This window comes from Ideonella alba (genome assembly GCF_018069845.1).
Lineage (GTDB): Bacteria > Pseudomonadota > Gammaproteobacteria > Burkholderiales > Burkholderiaceae_C > Ideonella > Ideonella alba.
Genome location: NZ_JAGQDD010000003.1, coordinates 149238 through 171881, shown reverse-complemented (window position 1 = coordinate 171881; position 22644 = coordinate 149238). Strand labels below are relative to the sequence as shown.

The 22644-nt window shown below is 71.9% G+C and carries 22 protein-coding genes and 1 tRNA gene; 8 read left to right on the top strand and 15 right to left on the bottom strand.

Annotated elements, in window-relative coordinates; translation table 11 throughout:
- The first annotated feature begins 9 nt into the window (after nucleotides 1–9).
- On the top strand, nucleotides 10–717 hold the full coding sequence (locus KAK03_RS06600; protein WP_210852629.1) for a YggS family pyridoxal phosphate-dependent enzyme: 708 nt from the start codon (nucleotides 10–12) through the stop codon (nucleotides 715–717).
- Here the strand turns inward: KAK03_RS06600 and KAK03_RS06595 are convergent.
- Together KAK03_RS06595 and KAK03_RS06590 are read right to left on the bottom strand one after the other, a co-directional pair.
- Complete coding sequence (locus tag KAK03_RS06595; protein WP_210852627.1) at nucleotides 711–887, bottom strand: hypothetical protein; 177 nt, start codon at nucleotides 885–887, stop codon at nucleotides 711–713. The genes KAK03_RS06600 and KAK03_RS06595 overlap by 7 nt on opposite strands.
- A 117-nt stretch (nucleotides 888–1004) precedes the next feature.
- Nucleotides 1005–1499 carry an Lrp/AsnC ligand binding domain-containing protein gene (locus KAK03_RS06590; RefSeq protein ID WP_210852624.1) on the bottom strand — a complete coding sequence of 165 codons (495 nt, stop codon included), beginning with the start codon at nucleotides 1497–1499 and terminating at the stop codon, nucleotides 1005–1007.
- A gap of 104 nt (nucleotides 1500–1603) precedes the next feature.
- Here KAK03_RS06590 and KAK03_RS06585 point away from each other — a divergent pair, with 104 nt between their 5' ends.
- From KAK03_RS06585 to KAK03_RS06575, 3 genes are read left to right on the top strand one after another with little or no spacing between them, the layout of a single operon-like run.
- On the top strand, nucleotides 1604–4642 hold the full coding sequence (locus KAK03_RS06585) for an L-glutamate gamma-semialdehyde dehydrogenase (RefSeq protein ID WP_210852616.1): 3039 nt from the start codon (nucleotides 1604–1606) through the stop codon (nucleotides 4640–4642).
- Nucleotides 4643–4700: 58 nt separating this feature from the next.
- The gene (locus KAK03_RS06580) at nucleotides 4701–5333 is read left to right on the top strand and encodes an FABP family protein (protein ID WP_210852608.1); all 633 of its coding nucleotides are present in this window, start codon (nucleotides 4701–4703) and stop codon (nucleotides 5331–5333) included.
- Nucleotides 5333–6202 carry a DMT family transporter gene (locus KAK03_RS06575; protein ID WP_247660970.1) on the top strand — a complete coding sequence of 290 codons (870 nt, stop codon included), beginning with the start codon at nucleotides 5333–5335 and terminating at the stop codon, nucleotides 6200–6202. Before KAK03_RS06580 ends, KAK03_RS06575 begins: the two co-directional genes overlap by 1 nt.
- Before the next feature lie 14 nt (nucleotides 6203–6216).
- Here the strand turns inward: KAK03_RS06575 and KAK03_RS06570 are convergent.
- Nucleotides 6217–6292 (bottom strand) — tRNA-Arg (locus tag KAK03_RS06570).
- A gap of 147 nt (nucleotides 6293–6439) precedes the next feature.
- Between KAK03_RS06570 and KAK03_RS06565 the strand changes: the two genes are divergently transcribed.
- On the top strand, nucleotides 6440–6937 hold the full coding sequence (locus tag KAK03_RS06565) for a c-type cytochrome (RefSeq protein ID WP_210852606.1): 498 nt from the start codon (nucleotides 6440–6442) through the stop codon (nucleotides 6935–6937).
- 47 nt (nucleotides 6938–6984) lie between these two features.
- On the opposite strand, the gene KAK03_RS06560 is transcribed toward KAK03_RS06565, so the two are convergent.
- The 10 genes from KAK03_RS06560 to KAK03_RS06515 form a co-directional block, all read right to left on the bottom strand.
- Nucleotides 6985–7500 carry a DUF2946 family protein gene (locus KAK03_RS06560; protein ID WP_210852604.1) on the bottom strand — a complete coding sequence of 172 codons (516 nt, stop codon included), beginning with the start codon at nucleotides 7498–7500 and terminating at the stop codon, nucleotides 6985–6987.
- Nucleotides 7501–7509: 9 nt separating this feature from the next.
- Nucleotides 7510–8481, bottom strand: a complete 972-nt coding sequence (locus KAK03_RS06555; RefSeq protein WP_210852602.1) for a YheT family hydrolase — start codon at nucleotides 8479–8481, stop codon at nucleotides 7510–7512.
- A complete protein-coding gene (locus tag KAK03_RS06550; RefSeq protein WP_210852600.1) occupies nucleotides 8481–8933 on the bottom strand; it encodes a YybH family protein in 453 nt (150 codons plus the stop codon). Before KAK03_RS06550 ends, KAK03_RS06555 begins: the two co-directional genes overlap by 1 nt.
- A 2-nt stretch (nucleotides 8934–8935) precedes the next feature.
- Complete coding sequence (purU, locus tag KAK03_RS06545; protein ID WP_210852598.1) at nucleotides 8936–9820, bottom strand: formyltetrahydrofolate deformylase; 885 nt, start codon at nucleotides 9818–9820, stop codon at nucleotides 8936–8938.
- A gap of 69 nt (nucleotides 9821–9889) precedes the next feature.
- A complete protein-coding gene (locus KAK03_RS06540; protein WP_247660969.1) occupies nucleotides 9890–10255 on the bottom strand; it encodes a phosphate-starvation-inducible protein PsiE in 366 nt (121 codons plus the stop codon).
- Between the two features lie 55 nt (nucleotides 10256–10310).
- Nucleotides 10311–11300 (bottom strand): NAD(P)H-binding protein, encoded by a 990-nt coding sequence (locus KAK03_RS06535; protein ID WP_210852596.1) that lies wholly within the window; start codon nucleotides 11298–11300, stop codon nucleotides 10311–10313.
- 49 nt (nucleotides 11301–11349) lie between these two features.
- On the bottom strand, nucleotides 11350–12132 hold the full coding sequence (locus tag KAK03_RS06530) for an indolepyruvate oxidoreductase subunit beta (protein WP_210852594.1): 783 nt from the start codon (nucleotides 12130–12132) through the stop codon (nucleotides 11350–11352).
- On the bottom strand, nucleotides 12129–13787 hold the full coding sequence (locus tag KAK03_RS06525) for a thiamine pyrophosphate-dependent enzyme (RefSeq protein ID WP_210852586.1): 1659 nt from the start codon (nucleotides 13785–13787) through the stop codon (nucleotides 12129–12131). Before KAK03_RS06525 ends, KAK03_RS06530 begins: the two co-directional genes overlap by 4 nt.
- 134 nt (nucleotides 13788–13921) lie before the next feature.
- Nucleotides 13922–14392 carry an aromatic-ring-hydroxylating dioxygenase subunit beta gene (locus KAK03_RS06520; RefSeq protein ID WP_210852584.1) on the bottom strand — a complete coding sequence of 157 codons (471 nt, stop codon included), beginning with the start codon at nucleotides 14390–14392 and terminating at the stop codon, nucleotides 13922–13924.
- Nucleotides 14389–15642 (bottom strand): aromatic ring-hydroxylating dioxygenase subunit alpha, encoded by a 1254-nt coding sequence (locus tag KAK03_RS06515; RefSeq protein ID WP_210852582.1) that lies wholly within the window; start codon nucleotides 15640–15642, stop codon nucleotides 14389–14391. The genes KAK03_RS06520 and KAK03_RS06515 overlap by 4 nt, the downstream gene beginning before the upstream one ends.
- Before the next feature lie 98 nt (nucleotides 15643–15740).
- Here KAK03_RS06515 and KAK03_RS06510 point away from each other — a divergent pair, with 98 nt between their 5' ends.
- The 3 genes from KAK03_RS06510 (at nucleotide 15741) to ybiB (ending at nucleotide 19900) form a co-directional block, all read left to right on the top strand.
- On the top strand, nucleotides 15741–16661 hold the full coding sequence (locus KAK03_RS06510; RefSeq protein WP_210852580.1) for a LysR family transcriptional regulator: 921 nt from the start codon (nucleotides 15741–15743) through the stop codon (nucleotides 16659–16661).
- 141 nt (nucleotides 16662–16802) lie between these two features.
- Nucleotides 16803–18914 carry a methyl-accepting chemotaxis protein gene (locus KAK03_RS06505; protein WP_210852578.1) on the top strand — a complete coding sequence of 704 codons (2112 nt, stop codon included), beginning with the start codon at nucleotides 16803–16805 and terminating at the stop codon, nucleotides 18912–18914.
- A gap of 53 nt (nucleotides 18915–18967) precedes the next feature.
- Complete coding sequence (gene ybiB, locus KAK03_RS06500; RefSeq protein ID WP_210852576.1) at nucleotides 18968–19900, top strand: DNA-binding protein YbiB; 933 nt, start codon at nucleotides 18968–18970, stop codon at nucleotides 19898–19900.
- Here the strand turns inward: ybiB and KAK03_RS06495 are convergent, their stop codons facing one another.
- Both KAK03_RS06495 and KAK03_RS06490 read right to left on the bottom strand, forming a co-directional pair.
- Nucleotides 19901–21697, bottom strand: a complete 1797-nt coding sequence (locus KAK03_RS06495) for a sensor histidine kinase (RefSeq protein WP_210852574.1) — start codon at nucleotides 21695–21697, stop codon at nucleotides 19901–19903. It abuts the gene before it with no gap.
- Nucleotides 21697–22542: a phosphate/phosphite/phosphonate ABC transporter substrate-binding protein gene (locus tag KAK03_RS06490; RefSeq protein ID WP_210852572.1), complete on the bottom strand. Its 846-nt coding sequence runs from the start codon at nucleotides 22540–22542 to the stop codon at nucleotides 21697–21699. The genes KAK03_RS06495 and KAK03_RS06490 overlap by 1 nt, the downstream gene beginning before the upstream one ends.
- Between the last annotated feature and the right edge of the window lie 102 nt (nucleotides 22543–22644).

Sequence of the window (22644 nt, the reverse complement as noted above, 5' to 3'; positions counted from 1 at the left end):
TGTGGGGTGATGCCCAGTATCCCCGAGAACATACTACAGGTGCGCACCCGGATCGAGGCCGCGTGCACACTGGCGCACCGGCCCGCGGGGTCGGTGACGCTGCTGGCGGTCAGCAAGACCTGCCCGCCCGATGCCGTGCGTGCCGCGCTGGCCGCCGGCCAGCGGGCCTTCGGCGAGAACTACGTGCAGGAGGCGCTGGACAAGATCGCCGCGCTGGCCGACCGGCGTGCCGATCTGGAGTGGCACCTGATCGGCCCGCTGCAGTCCAACAAGACCCGACCGGTGGCCGAGGCCTTCGACTGGGTGCACTCGGTGGACCGGCTGAAGATCGCCCAGCGCCTGTCCGAACAGCGCCCCGACCACCTGTCGCCGCTGCAGCTGTGCCTGCAGGTCAATGTGAGCGACGAGGCCAGCAAGAGCGGCGTGGCGCCCGACGAGCTGCCCGCGCTGGCCCAGGCGGTGGCCAAGCTGCCGCGGGTTCGCCTGCGCGGCCTGATGGCGATCCCTGAGCCCGAGGACGACCCGGTGCGCCAGCGGGCCCCGCACGCGCTGCTGCGTTCCTTGCGCGACGGCCTGCGCACCCAGGGCCTGGACCTGGACACGCTGTCGATGGGCATGAGTGCCGACCTGGAGGCCGCGGTGCAGGAAGGCGCCACGATGGTGCGCATCGGCACCGCGATCTTCGGCGCCCGCGCCCGGCCCGGCCCGGCTCAGTGAGGGGCGCTGGCGGGTTCCAGGCTGAGGAAGTGCAGCGGGAACTCGTGCAGTTCCTGCAGGAACAGGCCGGCGCGCAGGTCCTGGCTGGAGCCCTGCCAGTCGCCCAGGCCGGGCAGGGTGGCCGAGGGGGTGTCGGTGGGCGGGGTGTCAAGGGCGGGCGGCGGGGTCATGGCGGGCTCCTCGCGGTGGGTGCCGCCATCTTCAGCGCCGCGCGCTGGCCGCCCCATCACCCGGTGGGGGGTGATGCGACCGGTGGATCCCCCTAACTTGAAGTCGCTGCCGGGGTGTCAGAAACTCAGCGCGGTGGTGTTCTTGACCTCTTCCATCACGGCGTAGGTGCGGGTTTCGCGCACACCGGGCAGCGACCAGATCACGTCGCCCACGAAGCTGCGGTAGGCCGCCATGTCGGACACCCGCGTCTTCAGCAGGTAGTCGAAGCCACCGGCCACCAGGTGGCATTCCAGGATTTCCTGGCGCACCTGCACCGCGGCGCGGAAACTGTCCATCACGTCGTGCACCGTGCGGTCGAGCAGCACCTCGACGAAGACCATCAGGCCGGCGCCCAGCTTGGCGGGGTTCAGCCGCGTCTCGTAGCCCAGGATGTAGTTGTCGCGCGTCAGCCGCTTGACCCGCTCCAGCACCGCGGTGGGCGACAGATGCACCTCCTCGGCCAGCTTGAGGTTGCTGATGCGGCCATCGGCCTGCAGCACCCGCAGGATGCGCAGATCGATCTTGTCGAGGCTGCGTTCGGCATTGGGCGCAGGATCGGGTGTCGACTTCATGCGGGTAAAAACTCCGTGAGGACTACAAAACTCCGAATCTTTCGCAGGCATTGTCGCCATACGCTGCGCATCTTCGCAGTAGTTCTAACCCTGCCATCACCGCCATGAACACCCTCTCCCCGCTCGCCCTGCCGCGTCCGCCGCACGCCCGCCTGCCGTTTCCCTACCGCCCCGAGGCCCAGGCCCTGGCCGGCTGCCGCGAACGCCTGGGCCGTGGCTTCGACTGGTCGGCCGTGGTGGCCCGCGCCCGGCCCTGGGTGCAGGCGGTGCGCGAGCACCCGGCCCCGTTCTGGGCGATGGAGTCGCTGCTCAAGGAGTACCCGATCAGCAGCGCCGAGGGGCTGGCCCTGATGCGCCTGGCCGAGGCGCTGCTGCGCGTGCCCGATGTGGAAACCGCGATCGCGCTGACGGCTGACCAGCTCGGCCGCGCCGACTTCGACGCCGCCGACGGCTCGCAGGGCCTGCTGGCGCGCCTGTCGGCCACCGCCATCGCGATGAGCAAGAGCTTCCTGCCCGAGGCCGGCACCAGCGAGCCCGGCCTGATGCAGCGCCTGGGCGCGCGCACCGTGGTCGCGGCCACGCTGCGGGCGATCCAGTTGCTGGGGCGGCAGTTCGTGCTGGGCCGCACCATCGACGAGGCGATGGACGAGGCCGACGGCCAGCGCCGCGCCCAGCCGCGGTTGCGCTTCTCCTACGACATGCTGGGCGAGGGCGCGCGCACCGAGCACGACGCCGAGCGTTATCTGGCCGCCTACGCGGGCGCGATCCGCGCCATCGCCGCATCGGCCAGCGGCCGCTCGGCGCTGCAGGACGGGCCCACCGGGGCCGATGGCATCTCGATCAAGCTCTCGGCGCTGTTCTCGCGCTATGAGGAACTGCAGCGCGAGCGCGTCGAAGCCGAGCTCTTGCCGCGCGTCTGGCAACTGGTGGCGCTGGCCGCCGAGGCCAACCTGAACCTGACCATCGACGCCGAGGAGGTGGACCGGCTGGAGCTGTCGCTGGATGTCTTCGAGGCGCTGGCGCGTCGCATTGCCGCGCAGTACCCGCGCTGGGCCGGCTTCGGCCTGGCGGTGCAGGCCTACCAGACGCGCGCGCTGGGCGTGGTCGACGAGGTGGCGCGCATCGCCCGCACGCTGAACCTGCGCTTCATGGTGCGCCTGGTCAAGGGCGCCTACTGGGACGGCGAGGTCAAGCGCGCCCAGGAGCTGGGCCTGGTGGGCTACCCGGTCTACACCCGCAAGGCGCACACCGACGTCTCCTACCTGGCCTGCGCCAAGGCATTGCTGGAAGCGCGCGACGTGCTGTACCCGCAGTTCGCCACCCACAACGCCGGCACCATCGGCGCCATCGACCAGCTCGCCCGCGGCCTGGGCGCGCTGCCCGACACCCATTTCGAGATGCAGCGCCTGCACGGCATGGGAGACGGCGTCTACCGCGAGGTGCTGAAGGACGGCATCGGCGCGCTGCGCGTGTACGCCCCCGTGGGCGAGCACCGCGACCTGCTGGCCTACCTGGTGCGCCGGCTGCTGGAGAACGGCGCCAACTCGTCCTTCGTCCACCAGCTGGCCGACCCGCGGGTGCTGCCCGAGGAACTGCTGGCCTCGCCGCTGGCGCTGGCCCATGCCGGCGAGCAGGCCGAGGGCCTGACGCTGCCGGCCCAGCTGTACGGCGTGGCGCGGCGCAATTCGGTGGGCGTGGACATCAGCTGCCTGGCCCAGCGCGCGCCGCTGGAAGCCGCGGTGGCCCTGGCCCAGGTGCCGGCTGTGCCGCTGGCCGACGCGGCCGCGGTGGACGCCGCGATGGCGCGGCTGCAGACCGGCTTCGAGGGCTGGAACGCACGCCCGCTGGCCGAGCGCGCCGCGGTGCTGGAGCGCGCCGCCGACGCGCTGGAGGCCCGCCTGCCCGAGTTCTGCGGCCTGCTGGTCACCGAAGCCCGCAAGACCCTGGGCGACTGCGTGGCCGAGGTGCGCGAGGCGGTGGACTTCTGCCGCTACTACGCCCAGCAGGCGCGCACTCGCCTGGCCGAGCAGGAATTGCCCGGCCCCACTGGCGAGCGCAACACGCTGCGCCTGCATGGCCGCGGCGTGTTCGTCTGCATCAGCCCCTGGAACTTCCCGCTGGCGATCTTTGCCGGCCAGGTGGTGGCGGCGCTGGTGGCTGGCAACAGCGTGGCCGCCAAGCCGGCCGAGCAGACGCCGGGCGTGGCGCTGCGCATGGTGGAACTGCTGCACCAGGCCGGCGTGCCCGCCGACGCGCTGGTGCTGCTGCACGGCCCCGGCGAGACCGTCGGCGCCGCGCTGGTGGCCGACGCCCGCACGGCGGGCGTGTGCTTCACCGGCTCCACCGCCGTGGCGCGCCACATCAACCGCGCGCTGGCCGCCAAGGATGGCCCCATCGTGCCGCTGATCGCCGAGACCGGCGGCCTCAACGCGATGCTGGTCGACAGCACCGCGCTGCCCGAACAGGTGGTGGATGCGGTGGTGCAAAGCGCCTTCCGCTCGGCCGGCCAGCGCTGCTCGGCGCTGCGCCTGCTGTGCGTGCACGAAAGCATTGCCGATGGCCTGCTCGAGATGCTGGCCGGCGCGATGCGCGAGCTGCGCGTGGGCGACCCGGCGCGGCTGGACACCGACGTCGGCCCGCTGATCGACGCCGAGGCCCACGCCGGCATCGCCGCCCAGGTGCAGCGGCTGCGCGGCGAGGCCCGGCTGATCGCCGAGACCCCGGCGCCGCAGGCGCTGCCCGACACGCAGACGCCGGTGGCCTTCGAGCTGCAGCACATCGGCCAGCTGAGCAGCGAGATCTTCGGTCCGGTGCTGCACGTGGTGCGCTGGGGCGGCGTGCCCGAGGACGTGGTGCGCCAGGTCAACGCGCTGGGCTACGGCCTGACCTTCGGCCTGCAGACCCGCATCGACAGCCGCGCCGAGCGCCTGGCGCAGCAGGCGCGCATCGGCAACGTCTACGTCAACCGCAACACCATCGGCGCGGTGGTCGGCGTGCAGCCCTTTGGCGGCGAGGGCCTGTCGGGCACCGGCCCCAAGGCGGGCGGCCCGCACTACCTCTACCGCTTCTGCGCCGAGCAGACGCTGACGGTCAACACCGCCGCAGCGGGGGGCAACGCCGCGCTGCTGGCTGGCGGGCATTGAGCGGCTTCGGGGCACTGGTCTACAGTCGGCGGATCCCCTGATGATCCGCCGACCTGCGATGAGTGACATTCCCGCCGACATCTATACCGAGCCGAACCCGATCGACGTCCACACGCTGGCCAACCTGGGCCCGCTGGCCCGCATGGCCGGCGTCTGGGAAGGCCGGCGCGGGCTGGATGTGAAACCCAAGGCCGAGGGCCCGAAGAAGCAGGCCTTCCATGACCGCATCGAGCTGCAGCCGATCGACCCGGTCACCAACGGCCCGCAGCTGATGTATGGCCTGCGCTACCACCAGTTCGTCACCAAGCCCGACAACATCAAGACCTACCACGACCAGGTGGGCTACTGGCTGTGGGAGCCGGCCACCGGCCAGATCCTGCACACGCTGACCATCCCCCGCGGCCAGACCGCGCTGGCCGGCGGCACGGCGGCGCCCGACGCCGACCAGTTCGTGCTCACCGCCACCCAGGGCCTGGACACCTTTGGCATCTGCTCGGCGCCCTTCCTGGATGCGGCCTTCAAGACGGTGAGTTTTCGCATCCAGGTCACGTTCAACCCGGATGGCAGCTGGACCTACGACGAGGACACGGTGCTGAAGATCCGCGGCCAGGACGAGTTGTTCCACCACACCGACCGCAGCACGCTGACCAAGGTGGCCGAGCCCACGCCCAATCCGCTGGCGCGGGGCTGATGGCCGGCGCCGAGGCCTCGGTCGGGCGCGCCGCCGGCTGGATGGCCGGCTGGCTGACGCTGATGGTGGTGATCGCGGTGGCGGGCCGCGAGGCGTCGCGCGAGCTGTCGGTGTTCCAGATCATGCTGCTGCGCTCGACGCTGGGCATGGCCATGCTGTGGCCGCTGGTGCATGCCGCCGGTGGCCTGGGCGCGGTGCAGACCCGGCGCCTGCCGCAGCATGTGCTGCGCAACACGGTGCATTACGCCGCGCAGTACGGCTGGTTCGTGGCGCTGACGCTGATCCCGCTGGCGCAGGTGGTGGCGATCGAGTTCACGATGCCGATCTGGTCGGCCGCGCTGGCCGTGCTGTTCCTGGGCGAGCGCATGAGCGGCCTGAAGTGGCTGGCCGTGGGGCTGGGCCTGGTGGGCGTGGCGGCGATCGTGCGGCCGCGCGGGGGTGAGCTGGACGCCGGGCAGCTGATCGCGCTGGTGTCGGCGCTGGGCTTTGCGGTCTCGGTTGTGCTGGTGAAGTCGCTCACCCGCACCGACGAGGCGGTGGCGATCAGCTTCTGGATGCTGGTGGTGCAAAGCGCGATCGGCCTGGTGCCGGCGCTGTGGGTCTGGCACTGGCCCTCGGCCACGACCTGGGGCTGGGTGGTGGTGGTGGCCTTCTGCGGCACCTACTCGCACTACTGCTTTGCCCGGGCGATGCGCCATGCCGACGCCACCGTGGTCGTGCCGATGGATTTCCTGCGGGTGCCGCTGACGGCGCTGGTGGGCTGGCTGGCCTATGCGGAGCGGCTGGACCTGTTCACGGCCGCGGGGGTGGGCCTGATCCTGGCGGGCAATGCGCTGAACCTGCTGCGCGCGCCGGTGGGGCGGCGCTGAGCGGCCCCGGCGGGTGGCGCGCCCGGCTGGGATCGAACCAGCAACCCCTGGCTTCGGAGGCCAGTACTCTATCCATTGAGCTACGGGCGCAGCGCAGGAAGCCGCAGATTCTAGCAGTGTCAAGCCCGAGTCAGGGATGACCCGGGGGTGCGGCCTATAATCCCAGGTTGACGTTCCCGGTCGGACTGGCCGGCCGAACCCCGTCCTTCCAACCATCCCTGTCCCCCCGAGGATCCCATGCGCGACGTTCACACCCCGGCCCGTCAACGCGGCGAGGCCAGTTCCAAGAACCTGGTCACCCTGGCGGTGGTCGCCCTGCTGGCGGTGCTGGTGGGCATCTTCTTCCTGCCCAACAACAAGAAGATGAGCGACAGCTCGGACGAAGCCCAGGCCATTGCCGAGCGCCTGCAGCCGGTGGGCCGCGTGGAAGTCAAGGCCGCGGCCGGCGGTGGCGCTGCGCGCACCGGCGAGGAAGTCTTCAAGGCCGTCTGCGCCGCCTGCCATGCCGCCGGTGCGCTGGGTGCGCCCAAGTTCGGCGACGCCGCGGCCTGGGGCCCGCGCATCAAGACCGGCTACGAGGCGCTGCTGAACTCGGCGCTCAAGGGCAAGAACAGCATGCCGGCCCAGGGTGGCGGCGACACCTCCGACCTGGAAATCGGCCGCGCCGTGGTCTACATGGTGAACAACGCCGGCGGCAAGTTCGACGAGCCCAAGGCCCCGGCCGAAGCCAAGTAAGCCCGCGCCCGCACCGCGATCAAGGCCGCCCCAGGGGCGGCCTTTTTTCATGGCTGCGGGTGCAACTGGTAGCCGAAGCGCGCCGGCATCTGCGCGAACGGCAGTTCGGCCAGCGGCCAGTCGCCGCGCTCCAGCGCGTCGGACGCGGCCAGCATGTCCTGCGGGTGGACGATGCCGAAGCCGAGGTCGGCTTCCAGGAACAGCCGGCCCGCCTCGTCCAGCCAGGCCTGGCGGGCCTGTGCGGCCAGGCCGGTGTGCGACTGCAGCGCGCCGCGCTCATCCACCCGCCACACATGGGGCGCGGCCTCCAGCGTCACGTACACCCGCTGCGGGCCGTTCTGGAAGTACCAGGCGCCCTGCGCATCGGCCTCGTAGTTGCGGTGGATGAAGGCGCGCAGCTTGTCGTGGCGGATCGCGCTGCCCTTGACCTGCGGGAAGGGCCCGGCGCGCTGGATGCGCTCGTCGCGCATGAACCAGTCGCCGCGCGCGTCCAGCGCCAGCCAGTCGTGGCAGGCGGGCACGTTGGGCCACTTGGCCAGCGCGGCCTTGACGATCTCGTCCATGGGCGCAGCTTACGCGTGATCGGCCAGCCAGGCGCTCACCGCCTGCGGCATGGCCGTGACGTGGCCGGGGAATCGGCCGCTGGCAAAGCCCACATGGCCGCCGTGCGGCGGCTGCCACAGCGTCACGCAGCGGCCCACCTCGTGGGCGCGCGGCAGGCAGGCGGCGGGCACGAAGGGGTCGTTCAGCGCATTCACCACCAGCGCCGGGATGCGGATGGCCGCCAGGTGCGGCTTGGCCGAGGCACGGGTCCAGTAGTCGAGCGCTCCCCGGAAGCCGTGCACCGGCCCGGTGAAGACCTCGTCGAACTCGAACAGCGTGCGCGCGGCGCGCAGGCGCTCGCGGTCGAACAGGCCCGGGTGCTGCTCCCACTTGGCCAGCGCCTTGGGCAGCATGCTGCGCAGGAACATCGGCGTGTAGACGCGCCGGTTCAGGCCGCGGCCCAGCGCCAGGCCGCCGGCCACCAGGTCGATCGGCGAGCACACCGCGGCCACCGCGGCGGCGGTGGCGGCCGCGCTGTCGCCGCTTTCCTGGGCCCAGCGCAGCAGCGCATTGCCACCCAGAGAGATGCCCACCACCCGCAGCGGCGCCGCGGCGCGCTGGCGCAGCCGGGCCAGGATCCAGCCGATCTCGGCGAAGTCGCCCGAGTGGTAGGCGCGCGGCGCGCGGTTGAGTTCGCCCGAGCAGCCGCGGAAGTGCGGCACCGCGAAATGCCAGCCGCGGCTGCGCGCCACCTCGGCAAAGGCCAGCGCATAGGCGCTGGACGAAGAGCCCTCCAGGCCGTGGAACAGCACCAGCCAGGGGGCCTCGGCCGGGGCGTCGCCCTGCAGCACATCGACATCGACGAAGTCGCCGTCGGGCGTGTCCCAGCGCTCGCGCGTGTAGCGGGGCCGCGGACCCAGGTGGTGGCGCGCGTACAGCGCCGGCCAGATCGTCTGCGCGTGGCCGCCGGGCAGCCAGCGCGGCCCGTGGTGGCCCTGCATCAGTGCAGCACCGACGGGGTCTCGACCAGCTCCGGCGGCTCGTGCGGCGTGCCGGGGCTGGCGTGGTGCATCACCAGCCGCCAGCCCTGGGCGGTCTTGGCGTAGACGTTGGTGGCCATCACGTAGCCGGTGCGCACGCCTTCGTCGGTGCGCAGCTCGACCTGCTCCACCACGCTGTGCACCGCGCTGTCCATGGTGTGGATGCGCCGCACATTGCTGGGCTGCACATGGATCGGGCCGTTGCTGAACACCGCCTCGAAGGCCACGCGCACCGCTTCCCAGCCCACCATGCGCGGGCCGCCGGGGTGGATGCACACCACCTCGTCGTCCTCGGCCCACAGCGACATCAGCTTGTCGAGGTCGGCCTCGCGCAGCGCCTCGTAGAAGCGCTGCTCGGCGTCATCGGGCGATGCCAGCAGCATCGCGGTCTGGGCCTTGCCGATGCGGGGCATGGTCAGCGGAAGACCACCGTGCGGTGGCCGTTCATCAGCACGCGGCGCTCAACATGCCAGCGCACCGCGCGGGCCAGCACCACGCATTCCACATCGCGGCCCACGGCGGTCAGGTCCTCGGCCGACAAGGAGTGGTCCACCCGCGCCACGTCCTGCTCGATGATCGGGCCCTCGTCCAGATCAGGCGTCACGTAGTGGGCGGTGGCGCCGATCAGCTTCACCCCGCGGGTGTGCGCCTGGTAGTAGGGCTTGGCGCCCTTGAAGCTGGGCAGGAAGCTGTGGTGGATGTTGATCGCCCGGCCGCGCAGCGCCTGGCAGAACTCCTGCGACAGGATCTGCATGTAGCGCGCCAGCACCACCAGGTCGATCTGCTCGGCTTCGACGATGGCCTCGACCTGGCGCTCCTGGGCGCGCTTGACCTCGGCACTGGAGCCGCCGGCCAGCGGCAGGTGGTGGAAGGGCAGGCCGTAGCTGGCGGCCAGGTCGGCGAAGGTGGTGTGGTTGCTGACGATGGCGCGGATGTCCATCGGCAGCTGGCCGCTCTTCCAGCGGAACAGCAGGTCGTTCAGGCAGTGGCCGTGCTGGCTGACCATCAGCAGCACGCGCGGGCGCTCGTCCACCGCGTGGAAGCGGGCGTCCATCGTGAACTGCGCGCGCACATGGCCGAACAGCTTGTCCAGCGTGTCGACGCTGGCCAGGTGCTCGGGCGCCTCGAAGTGCACGCGCATGAAGAAGAGGCCGGTGGCGCCCTCGTCCTGCACGTCGCCGAACTGCTGCGAATCGATGATGTTGCAGCCGGCCTGGTACAGCAGGCCCGAGACGCTGTGGACGATGCCCTTGGCGTCCGGGCAGGACAGGGTGAGGATGAATTCGTGCGGCCGGCTCATGGGGGCGTGATTGTAAGGACGCCCTGGCCAGGACGACCCGCCGCAGGCGCCGCGCTCAGGCGGGCCGGCTCACTCTTGCGGACGGATGCGGCCGATGACCCAGCAGGCCGTGGCGATCAGCAGGATCGCGCCGCTCTCGTACAGCAGGATCGACGGGTCGGCCTCCTTGCCCTGCAGGATGATCAACCGCGCCAGCGCGGTCATCGCGATGAACAGCGGGATCGTGATCGGGATGCGGTGGCTGGCGTAGAAGGCGCCGAGCATGCCCAGCACCTCGGCGTAGATGAACATCAGCAGCAGGTCCTTCAGCTCGACCCGGCGCAGCTCCAGCAGGTGGAACACCTCCTGCGCCATGGCCACCACGGTGAACAGCGCGATCAGCATCAGGAAGGCCTTCTCGGTGCCTTCAAGAACGGACTTGACCGACAGGGACATGCGCGACTCCGGACAGGCCTGGGATGGCCTGCAATGTAGGCGCGGAGCGAATGACCTAGAAGACGGCGTGGTCGCCGCGCTCGTCGCTGCGCTCGCCGGCGAGCAGCTGGCGGTAGTGTTCCGCCAGCGTCTGCCGGCCGGTGGCGGGCGTGGCCTGGGCGTCGTAGCGGCCGCTGGCCGCATCCCACACCAGCATCGATTCGGTCGCGTAGTAGCGGCCGATGCGGGCCAGCTCGGCCTTGGCCGCCATCGCCGGCCAGACCCGGCCCAGCGTGCCCAGCAGGCCGACCACGCCGTCCAGCAGCGCCACCGGCACCTGGCGAAAGCGCGGCGGCCGGCCGGCCAGCGCGAACAGCAGCTCGCCCTGGGCGCGCGGCGTGATCGCCTCGCCCGGTCCGCCGATCGGCAGGATGCCGCGGTGGCCGGCGGGGTCGTCCACGCAGTCGGCCAGGTACTGCGCCAGGTCCTGGTTGCCGATCGGCTTGCAGGCGGTCAGCGTGCCATCGCCGAACACCAGGAAGGGCTGGCCGCGGCGCACCCGCTCGACCTGGCCCGACAGCGACTTGAAGAAGGCGGTGGGCCGCACGATCGCGTGGTCCAGGCCCGAGTCGATCAGCTCGCGCTCCAGCGCCAGCTTGGCATGCTGGAAGGCCAGCCGGGGTTTCTGCACGCAGATCGCCGACAGCAGCACCACCCGCGCCACGCCGGCCTGGCGCGCCAGACGCAGCGCCTGGGCCGGGGCGCGGTGCTCAATCGCCCAGGCATCGGCCGGGGCGCCGTGGCGCGAGGCCAGGCAGGACACCAGGGTGTCGAAGCGCTGGCCGGCGAAGCCGTCGCGCGCCAGCGAGTCCGCGTCCGTGACATCGCCCGCGCGCCAGTCCACGCCAGGGAGCTGGCGCGCCAGATCGGCGGGCGTCAGGCGCCCCTGCACGCCGGCGCGTGGCCGCACCAGGGCGGTGACCTGGTGACCGCGGTCGCGCAGCGCCTGCGCGGTGGCCAGACCAATGGTGCCGCTGGCACCGAGCAGGAAGATGCGCTGGCCCATCAGTGGCCGGCGGGGGTGGGCGGGGACGGGGTCACCGCCCGATCGTAGTTCAGGCCGTCACCGCATGCACCGCCTCCAGCGGCAGCAGCTTTGGCGCGGCCCAGACCTGCCGCGCGGTGGCCTCGCCGTGCGGCCCCAGCAGGCGCTCGGCCCAGGCGGCGAGCAGCGTGTCGTCCACCGGGTGCGGGGCAAAGGCCAGCCGGCTGCTGACCCGCGCCACGCGCGCCGAGGGCACACCCGCCGCGCGCATCGCCTGCACGAAGCCGGTGGCCGCCGCGCCCTTGCGGAAGGCGCGCAGGTTGGCCTGCACGATGCGCTCGCCCTTGGGCTCGAACAGCGTCTGCAGCTGCGCCTCCAGCGCCTCGCGCGGCAGGGGCAGCAGCGGCGCGGCGGCGCCCAGCACCACGGTGTTCTGCGCCTTCACCGTGCCGGCGGCGTGGGCCAGCCGGGTGGCGTCCACCGCCACCAGGTTCGGCAGCGAGAACAGCACCGTCAGCATCGTCTCCAGGTCCGGGTAGTGGTCGATGTTGACCAGCGGGGTCACGTCGGTCACCACCGTGCCGTCGGTGCGCAGCAGCGGCGTGTAACGCAGCGCCTCGAGCGGCTCCACCGCGGCCACCAGCGCGGCCGAGCCGGCGGCGATCAGGTCGCTGGCCACCGGCTGGTCCGACAGCCGCACGCAGGCCGACACCGCACCACCGCGCTGCGCCATGCCGTGCACCTCGGACTGCTTGATGTGCAGGCCGGCCGCATGGGCCGCCTGGTCGATCACCCAGGCGATCGACAGCACGCCCTGGCCGCCCACGCCGCCCAGCACCAGGTCGAGCGTCATGCGGCCACCACCGGGGTCTCGCCGCGGGCGTGCCTGAGCGCCTTGATCTCCTTGGCGTAGGTGACGCAGGCGCGCCGCGCGATGATCACCGACAGGCCCTCGTAGGCCAGCTCCTGGCGGATCACGGCCACCGTGTGGTCCTTCTGATGGCGCGTGGGCTCGACCACGCGGATGTGCGCGCGCGGCACGCCCAGGCCGGCCACCAGGTCCACCACCTGCTCGTCGGTGGCGGCCGTGGGCTGGCCGCCGGTCATCGCGACGATCGAGTTGTCGAGGATGAAGACCTTGATGTTGACCTTCGCCTGCACCGCGTCGAGCAGCGGTGCCAGGCCGGAATGGGTGAAGGTGCCGTCACCGATCACGCACAGCGCCGGGCTCATGCCGGCGTGCGCGGCGCCGATGGCCATGCCGATCGACGAGCCCATGCACAGGCAGGAGTGGATCGCGCGCAGCGGCTCGAGCGTGCCCAGCGAGTAGCAGCCGATGTCGCCCATCACCCGCACGTCCTCGCCCAGCTCGGCGATGACTTCCTTGATGGCCAGGTAGGTGTCGGTGTGCGGGCACTTGTCGCACAGGCGTGGCGGGCGCGGCGCCAGCACCGCGGCCAGGCCCGGCACCTGCAGCACCGGGGCCACCGGCCGGCCGAAGGCGCGGCGCACCAGGTCCTGGTTCAGCTCGCCGGTGCGCGGCAGCGCGCCGCTGAGCTTGCCCAGGATGCGCCGCTCGCGCATCAGGCCCAGCGCGCTGACCTGGCGCTCGATGAAGGGGTAGCCCTCCTCGACCACGGTGACCTCGCTGGACGCGTCGAGCAGTTCACGGATGCGCGCCACCGGCAGCGGGTAGGCGCCGATGCGCAGCAGGTTGTAGCCGGCCAGGTCCTCGCCCAGCGCCTCGACCAGGTAGTTCCAGGCGATGCCGCTGACCAGGATGCCGGGCCGGCCCTGGCCGGTGATCTGCAGCCGGTTCACCGCGTGGCTGGCGCTCCAGTCCTGCAGCGCGGCCTGCTTGTCGACCAGCGCCGCGTAGGCCCGGCGGGCGTTGGCGGGGATCAGCGTGAAACGATCGGGGTCGGGCACCCAGTGGGCGTCGTTGGGGGCGCGGCGGGTGCCGGCGCGCACCGCCGAGCGGCTGTGCGCCAGCCGGGTCACCAGGCGCAGCAGCACCGGCAGCTGCAGCCGCTCGGACAGCTCGAAGGCCTCGCGGGTGAAGTCGTAGCACTGCTGCTGGTCGGCCGGCTCCAGGCAGGGAACCATCGCGAAATCGGCGAAGAAGCGCGAGTCCTGCTCGTTCTGCGAGCTGTGCATGCCCGGGTCGTCGGCCACCACGACCACCAGGCCGCCATGGGTGCCCGACACCGCCACGTTCATGAACGGATCGGCCGCCACGTTCAGGCCCACGTGCTTCATCGCCACCAGGGCGCGCCTGCCGGCGTAGGACACGCCCACGCCTTCTTCCAGCGCCACCTTCTCGTTGGTCGACCACAGGCCTTGCACCGGCAGGCCCAGGGCCCGGGCCTGGGCCTGGAGGGTCTGGAAGATCTCGGTCGAGGGGGTGCCCGGGTAGGCATAGGCGGCGCTGAGGCCGGCGTCGATCGCGCCGCGGGCGACGGCTTCGTCGCCGAGCAGGATCTGGTCGTCGGGGGCGGTGGGGTCCATGCGGGTGGTTCCTGGGCAGGCCCGCGGACAGGCGGCGGGAATGGCCCGCAGTATTCGGACTCCGGCGATCGCGGAGGTTGACCAGGGACAAGCCCTGCGAATCTCGGGGCGGACGGACGACCTCCGGGCCGCGCTCAGATCGGGTAGATCAGCGAGTTGGGGATCATCTCGCTGTCGTACACGCACACCCGCTCGGCGAATCGCCAGCCGGCGGGGGTGTGCACCACGCGGTCGAGGTAGCGGCCGACGTTGAACACCGTGCTGAGCTGGGACAGCTTGGTGCGGAACACCGCGTAGTTCGCCTCGCAGCGCAGGCCCGCGTCGTCCTGCGACAGCAGGCGCGGCAGGCCCACCACATGGCGCTGGTAGTAGGGGTCGTGGAAGAGCGTCTCGCGGATCGCGTACACCCGGTCCTGCAGCATCGCGCGGCTGTCGAAGGCCAGCGTGGCCAGCGGCAGGCCGCGCTCGAAGTTCTCGCGCGGCACGATGCGGTAGACGCAGTCCTCGGTGAACAGCGCCACCCAGGCGTCCCAGTCGCCCGCGTCCACCGCGGCGGCGTAGTCGGCATGCAGCTGCGCGATCTCGTACAGGGTCTGCGCGTTCATTCGCCGGCCTCCATCACCTCGCGCCAGTAGCGGTACATGCCGCGGATCAGCGTCTCGGTCACCATGTGGCCGGTGTCGCCTACGTCGCGCCCGCCCAGCTCGGCCAGCGTGTGGCCGCCAGGGGTGCTGTCGAAGGCCTGCTGCGAGAACTCGATCACCTCGCCGTCGTCGGCCGAAACGAAGCCCGCCGGTCCGAACAGGTTGGCCTGGCGCAGCCGGCGCTCGGTCATCGCCGCGTCGTCGTCGGCAAAGCCGAAGTGCGTCCACTCGAAGAAGAAGGCGCCGTGGCCGTCGGGCACGATCTGGCGGGTCGAGACGCTGTTGACCTGCTGCTGCAGGATCACGCTGGGGAAGACCGTGGTCATCACGGCCGTCGGCCCACCCCACCAAGGCTCCGGCACGATGTCCAGAAAGCGCGGGTCGTTGAGCTGCATGCGCGACTTGAAGCTCGACACCGCCGTGACCTGCCCGGCCTCACCGGCCTGGCCGCGGGTGGAGATCATCGCGGCGTGGCGGTGGCGCGCGTCCATCTTCAGCGCCGACTCGTTGTCGGCGCGCCAGAGCCCGAAGGTGACGAACCAGGTGTGCAGCAGGCCCGGGTGGTAGGGGTCCTTGATGTTCTCCTGCATCAGCTTCCAGTTGCCCGGGATGTGCTGGCGGTTGTAGCCCAGCAGCTTCAGCGGCCGGCCGTTGAACAGGCGGTCGTAGTAGCCCAGGATGGTCGGGCCCAGGTAGTCCTCGAAGCTCTCCACGCCATGGTCGAAGGAGGCGAACACCGCGCCGCCTCGGCGCGCCACCTTCAGCCGCGTCAGGCCATGCTCGGCCGGGTTGAAGTCGGCCGGCATGCCGCCATGCACCTGGTCGCCCTTGCGCACGCCGCGCTGGAAGGGCACGCCCTTGAGGCTGCCGTCCAGGCCGTAGCCCCACTGGTGGTACGGGCAGACGAAGTTCTTCGCCCGGCCGTGGCGCTCGCGGCAGAAGCGCATGCCGCGGTGGGCGCAGACGTTCTCGACCACATGGATCTCGCCGTCGGCGCTGCGCGTCATGATCACCGAACGCTCGCCGATGCTGGTGCGCTTGAAGTCGCCCGGCTCGGCCACCTCCACCTCCAGGCCCACATAGCACCAGTGGCCCTGGTAGAAGAAGCGCTGCAGCTCGCGCTGGTGCAGCTGCTCGTCGGTGTAAACGCCGAACGGGATGCGGTGGGTGCCCTCGGAAGCCCAGGGCGGCAGGGCGGTGGTGGGGGTCATGCGAGCCTTGCATTGGGTCAAGGCACGCATGATCGGCAATCCTCGGTCATCAGCCAATAGAATTTCACGAATAGTCCATATTCACTGAATCAATACACATGGGCGCCCCGGCCAGCGACCTGAACCTGTGGGTGGTGTTCGACCAGCTGATGCGCACGCGCCAGGTCTCGCGGGCGGCGCTGGCGCTGGGGCTGTCGCAGCCGGCGGTCAGCAATGCGCTGGCGCGGCTGCGGCGCCAGCTGGGGGACCCGCTGTTCGTGCGCACGCCCACCGGCATGCAGCCCACGCCGCGCGCAGAGGCCATGGCCCCGGCGGTGCGCGAGGCGCTGGCCCGGCTGCAGGAAGCCGGACAGGCCCAGGCGGCCTTCGAGCCCACCCACAGCACGCGCGAGTTCCGCCTGGGCCTGAGCGACATTGGCGAGATCTACTTCCTGCCGCCGCTGATGCAGCACCTGGCGGCCCAGGCGCCGGGGATCCGCGTGTCGACGCTGCGCCAGCCCAGTGCGCAGATGGCCGAGGCGCTGGCCGGCGGTCAGCTGGACCTGGCGATCGGCCTGCTGCCGCAACTGCAGCGCGGCTTCTACAAGCGCCAGCTGTTCGACCAGCGCTATGTGTGCCTGATGCGCAGCGGCCACCCGCTGGCCAACGCGCCGCTGAGCGCCGAGGCCTTCGAGGCCGCCGAGCACCTGCGCGTGCTGGCCGAGGGCACCGGCCACGGCCAGGTCGACGAGGCGCTGGCCCGTCACGGCCTGCGCCGCCGCGTGCGCCTGAGCGTGCCGCATTTCGTGGCGGTGGGTCACCTGCTGGCTGGCACCGACCTGCTGGCCACGGTGCCTGAGCGCCTGGCCCAGGCGCTGCAAGGACCGTTCGGCCTGGTGCAACTGCCGGTGCCCGCACCGCTGCCGGCGGCAGCGATCAGCCTGTACTGGCATGCCCGGCAGCACCAGGACCCGGCCAACCGCTGGCTGCGCGCCACCCTGGCGGCCCGTTTCGGTGCACCGGCCGGTCCGCCGGCCTGAGCTTCCGGCCCGATCCACCCGGGGGTATGCCCTGGCGGCACGAATAGAGGGGTTTAGACCTGCTTGCTTTGGGGGCTTGTGGCGGCCGATCGTGTCGATACTGGTGTCACCTCCCGACATTGCCGGACACAGACGCTCGCCATGAGAAACAACGGACCCGTGACCCAGCAGGAGTACGCCTTCCCGAAGGGTGCCACCCTGGTGTCGGTGACCGACATCCAAGGTCGCATCACCTACTGCAATGGCCCCTTCATCGAGGTCAGCGGCTACAGCCGCGACGAGCTGATGGGCCAGCCGCACAACCTGGTGCGGCACCCGGACATGCCGGCCGAGGCCTTCCGGGACCTGTGGGCCACCGTGGAGCAGGGTCGGCCCTGGACGGCGCTGGTGAAGAACCGGCGCAAGAACGGCGACCACTACTGGGTGCGGGCCAACGTGACCCCGATGCTCAATGGCAGCGAGGTGGTGGGTTACCTGTCGGTGCGCAGCGAACCCAGCCGCGACGAGGTGCAGGCCGCCGAGGCCCTGTACCGGCAGATGCGTGACGAGGCCGCGCACGGCCGCCTGGTCACCACCTTGCAGCATGGCCAGCTGCGCCGACTGACCCTGTCCGGCCGGTCCGGCGAATGGCTGGCGCGTGCCCGCGATGCGCTGGGCGGCATCAGCGGCAGCCTGCCGGTGCTGGCGGCCCTGGGTGGCGTCGGCCTGGCCCTGGTGCTGCCCGCCGGCTGGGCGCTGGCCGCCGCGCTGGTGCCGGGCGCCCTGGCGGCCTGGGGCACGGCGCGCCACACGCGCCGCGTGCTGACCGGACTGACCGACGATGCCCAGCACCTGGCCGCCTGCGACCTGTCGCACACCCCGGCCACCGGCGCCCGAGGCACCCAGGGCCGGCTGCAACTGGCGCTGCGCCAGCTGGCCGTGAACCTGCGCACCGTGGTCTTCGACAGCCGGCGCGAGATGGACCATGTGCGCAGCTCGATCGGCGAGATCTCGGCGGGCAACCAGGACCTGTCGGCCCGCACCGAGTCGCAGGCCGCCAACCTGCAGCAGACCGCGGCATCGATGGAAGAGATCAATGGCGCGATCAAGCTCAGCGCCGAGTCCGCCCGGCGTGGCGCCGACCTGGCGGTGGACACCGCCCAGACCACCCGCGCCTGCGCCGAGGCCGTCGAGCAGGTGGTGGGCGACATGGATGAGATCCGCCGCGCCGCCGATGGCATGGGCGAGATCGTCCAGACCATCGAGGGCGTGGCCTTCCAGACCAACCTGCTGGCGCTCAATGCGGCGGTTGAAGCCGCGCGGGCCGGCGAATCGGGCCGCGGCTTCGCGGTGGTCGCCGCCGAGGTGCGCGTGCTGGCGCAACGCACCGCCGACGCGGTGCAGCAGATCCGCGGGTTGATTTCCGGCACCCAGGAGCGGGTGACGGTGGGCGTCAACCATGCCCGCGAGACCCGCGAACTGATGGCCCGTGCCCGTGACGCCGTGGGCGAGGTGGCGCAGGTGCTGGAACAGGTCAGCACCGCCGCTGCCGAGCAGCAGCAGGGCGTCAGCCAGATCAACGAGGCCGTCTCGCAGATGGACGGCCTGACGCAGCAGAATGCGGCCATGGTCGAACAACTGGCCGCCTCGGCCAACACGGTGTCGGCCCAGGCCGGCGCGGTGGTGGACACGATGCGCCTGTTCCGCCTGTCGGCCGACGAGCGCAGCGTCGCCCAGATCGACGCGGTGCAGCTGCGCCGCGAGGCCCGCGCCGCCGACAAGCAGGATTTTTCGCTCGACAAGGCGGTCCGCGCCCATGTGGAGTGGCGCACCAAGCTGCGCAACGCGGCGATGCAGGGCGAGCAGCTCGACATCCAGACCGTCTCGCGTGACGACGCCTGCCCGCTGGGCGGCTGGCTGCACGGCGAGGGCCGGCACCGCTGCGGCCAGCTGCCCTCGTTCACCGCGCTGGTGTCCGAGCATGCCGGCTTCCACCGGCAGGTGGGCGCCGTCGCCCGGCTGGTCAATGCCGGCCAGAGCGACCAGGCGATCGCGGCCATGGACGGCGGCACGCCCTTTGCCGAAGCCACCCAGTCCACGGTGCGCCTGATCCGGCAGCTGATGCACGAGTGCGAGCAGCGTGGCCTCACCCAGATGCCCGCGGCCTCGGCCACCCGGTCCGCCGCGCCGGCGCCGGCACCGGTGGCCCGAGCGGCCCCCGCGCCGGCCCCTGCCGCGGCCAGCGCTGCCGACGGCGACTGGGAAACCTTCTGATCCCCTGACCGGGCCCCCAGTGGCCCGGGCCTGCGCGGCCCGACAATCGGGCCATGAACTCCGCTCCACCCACGATCGCGCCCTACCTGCGCGAGATCGGCCGCGGCAAGGAGGGCGCCCGCTCGCTGAGCCGCGCCCAGGCCGCCGACCTGATGGCCCGCCTGCTGGATGGCCGCGTCAGCGACCTCGAGAAGGGCGGCTTCGCGCTGGCCATGCGCATCAAGGGCGAGACGCCGGAGGAACTGGCCGGCTTCATGGACGCGGTCGAGCCGCGCACGCTGGCGCTGAGCGCGCCCGCCGCCGCGGTGGTGCTGCCCAGCTACAACGGCGCGCGCAAGCTGCCCAACCTGACCCCGCTGCTGGCCGCGCTGCTGGCCCGCGAAGGCGTGCCGGTGCTGGTGCACGGCTTTGCCGAGGACCCCAGCCGCATCACCAGCGCCCAGGTCTTTGCCGCGCTGGGCTGGCCGCAGGCCGAGGATGCCGCGGCGGCGGCGCAGGCCTGGGCGGCCGGCCAGCCGGTGTTCATGCCGCTGGAGGCGCTGCACCCGTCGCTGGCCGAGCTGCTGAAGCTGCGCGCCGTGCTGGGCCTGCGCAACCCGGGCCACACCCTGGCCAAGCTGCTGCCGGCCCTGCCCGGCGCGGTGCGGGTGGTCAACCACACCCACCCCGAGTACGCGCTGAGCCTGTCGGAGTTCCTGGGCCAGACCGGCGCCACCGCGCTGCTGCTGCGCGGCACCGAGGGCGAGCCGGTGGCCGATGCGCGGCGACTGCCGGCGCTCAAGGCCTTTGTGCGTGGCCGGCTGGACGACGGCCTGTCGGTCGAGGCGCAGGGCGGCACGCTGGCCAGCCTGCCCGAGCTGCCGCCCGAGATCGACCCCGCCAGCACCGCCCGCACCATTGGCCGCATGCTGGCCGGCGAGCTGCCGGTGCCCGCGCCGATCGAGCGCCAGTGCCGCGTGCTGCAGGCGCTGCGCGCGCGGGCCTGATCAGCGCAGCGCCGGCAGCCACAGCGTGGCGGTGGTGCCCACACCCGGTTGGCTGCTGAGCTCGACGCTGCCGCCCTGGATCTCCATCAGCTCCTTGACGATGCTCATGCCCAGGCCGGTGCCGGGGATCGCGCCCGAGCTGTCGGCGCGGTAGAAGCGCTCGAAGACCCGGGCGACCTGCTCGGCGCTCATGCCGATGCCCTGGTCCACCACCCGCAGCCCGACGCGGCCGTCCGGGGCGTCGATCACCGACAGCCGGACCTCGCCGCCACCCGGCGAGTACTTGTAGGCGTTGGACAGCAGGTTGCGCAGCGCCTGCGCCAGCTTGGCGCGGTCGGCGCGCACCCGGCGCGGGCCGTCGGGCAGCGCCAGCAGCGGTGCCGCGCGGCCCTCGGGCAGGCCGAAGGCCTCGGCCACCTCGCGCGCCAGCGCCAGCGTGTCCACCTCGGTGAACTCGAAGTCCTGGCCGCGGCGGTCGTCGATGCGGGCCAGGTCCAGCAGCTCGTCGATGATCTGCGTCATCGCGCCGGCCTGGCGGTGGATGATGGCCAGCACCTCGGCGCGGCGCGTCTCGTTCATCGGCCGCAGGCGCAGCAGCTCGGAGAAACCGAAGATGCTGGCCATCGGCGTGCGCAGCTCGTGCGCAGCGTGCGACAGGAACTCGCTCTTCATGCGGTCCACCTCGCGTTCATGGGTGACATCGCGGAAGAACAGCAGCCGTGCCACCTCGCCGCTGCCTGATTCGCGCAGGCCCACCTCCAGTTCGCGGCCGGTGGCGGCCAGCGTGATCAGCTGGCGCAGCGGCCGATCGCCCGCCTGCTGCTGGGCGGCCTGCATGGCCACCACGCCGGGGAAGCTCTGCCCGGGCCGGCAGGCGGCCGACAGCAGCGCCGAGAAGCGGGTCTCGTCGATGCCCACCACATCGGCCTCGGCCAGGCCGCTGAGCCCTGGAAAGGCCGGACTGACCATCCGCACCAGGCCGGCCGAGTCGAAGGCCACGAAGCCGTCGGGGCTGAGGGCCAGGATGGCGTCGAGCTGCAGGTTGCGCTCGTGCAGCGAAGCGGCCATGCGCACCGTCTGCTCGTTGGCACGGGTGAGCTGCTCGACCCGCTCGGCAATCGCACCGGACATGGCGTTGAAGGCGGCGCCCAGGCGGCCGACATCGTCGCGGCCCTCGGGCACCGGCTCGATCGCGAAATTGCCCGTCGCCACCTGCAGGCTGGCGCGGGTCAGGCGCGAGAGCTGGCGCGTGATCAGCAGGCCCAGCAGGCTCAGCAGGCCGGCCGACAGCAGCATCTCGCCCGCGGCGATCGCCACGCCCTGGCTCAGCAGCTCGCCGCGCGCCTGCACGATGTGCGAGAGGTCCAGCCCGAAGCGCAGCGTGCCCAGGTGCTGGCCGGCCAGATTGATCGGGCGCGCCACGTCGTAGCGCGGCAAGGTCTCCTGCAGGTCCAGCCGACGATCGGGCTCAGGCAGCGGCCGGCCCTCGGGCCAGCCGCTCAGCGCCACCTGGCGGCCGCTGTTGTCAAGCACGGCCACGTAGCTGATGCCGCGGATCGCCTGGCTTTCGTCGATCACCGCCTTGACGGTGGCGTAGTCGAGCTGCGCCAGCGGCGCCACCAGCGCCGCCACCAGCACCGGCGAGATCTGCTCGGCCTGGCGCTCGGCCTGGTCGCCCATGGATTCACGCAGCAGGCGCAGGCTGTTGCCGACCAGCATGGCCAGCATCACCATCTCCACCACCAGCGCGGTCACCACCAGGCGGCCGCGCAGCGTGCGCCAGGGCGCCAGGTCCATCAGCGCGCCTTCAGCTCGTTGCGCACCTCGTTGGCGTAGGGCTCCATCGCCACCAGCTCGCGGGGTTCCAGCGCGCGGTAGCCGCCCAGCTTGTAGCGCGCGAAGTAGGCCTTGGCCTCGGGCGTCTGGGCGAAGCTCCACAGCGCGTCGCTGATGGCGGCCTGGCTGCGGGCGTGGCGCTCGTTGAGCAGGTAGGTGCGGCCGGTCATCGGCAGGCTCTCGGCCAGGATGCGGGTCTGGTCGCGCACCGCGGCCGGCAGGTTCTGGTAGTTGGCCAGCGACATGTAGGCGGCGGCGCACTCGCCCTTGATCACCAGCTGGCCGGTGCTGTCCGAGGCGCTGACGTAGCGCATCGTCAGGGTGGGGATCGCGTTGCGGAAGGCCCAGTGCTCGCCCCACAGCGTGACCAGCGACGAGCGCGACAGACCCACCACCGAGGTGCCGGCCAGGTCCCTGGGCTCGCGGTAGCGGCTGTCGGCGGCCACCACGGCCACCGCCTTGAAATCGGCCTTGTAGGTCAGCAGCGGCAGGTAGCGGGCATCGGTCTGCAGCAGCCGCGCCTGGTGGCCGGTGGTGATCGCGATGTCGTACTGCTGCGCCACCGCCCGGCGCGCGTACTCGGTGAAGTCAGGGGCGGTGACGATGTCCACCGGCCGCTGCAGCGCCTGCTCCAGGTGCAGACGCAGCGGCTGGTACATCTCCAGGATGACGCGCGCGCTGGAATGCGGCGCCACGCCGATGCGCAGCGGCCCCGGCGCCGCCGCTGGCGCGGCCAGCGCGGTGCCCAGCGGGCCCAGGGCCAGCAGGCCGGCAAGCAGGCGGACGAGGTGACGGCGGCTGGGCATGACGAATCTCCCGGACAGGCGTGAAGCCCGCGCGCAGGCGAGCGTGCGGCCATCCTAGGCGGCGGCCCTGGCCGCCAGGCATGAAAAAAGGCACCCGAAGGT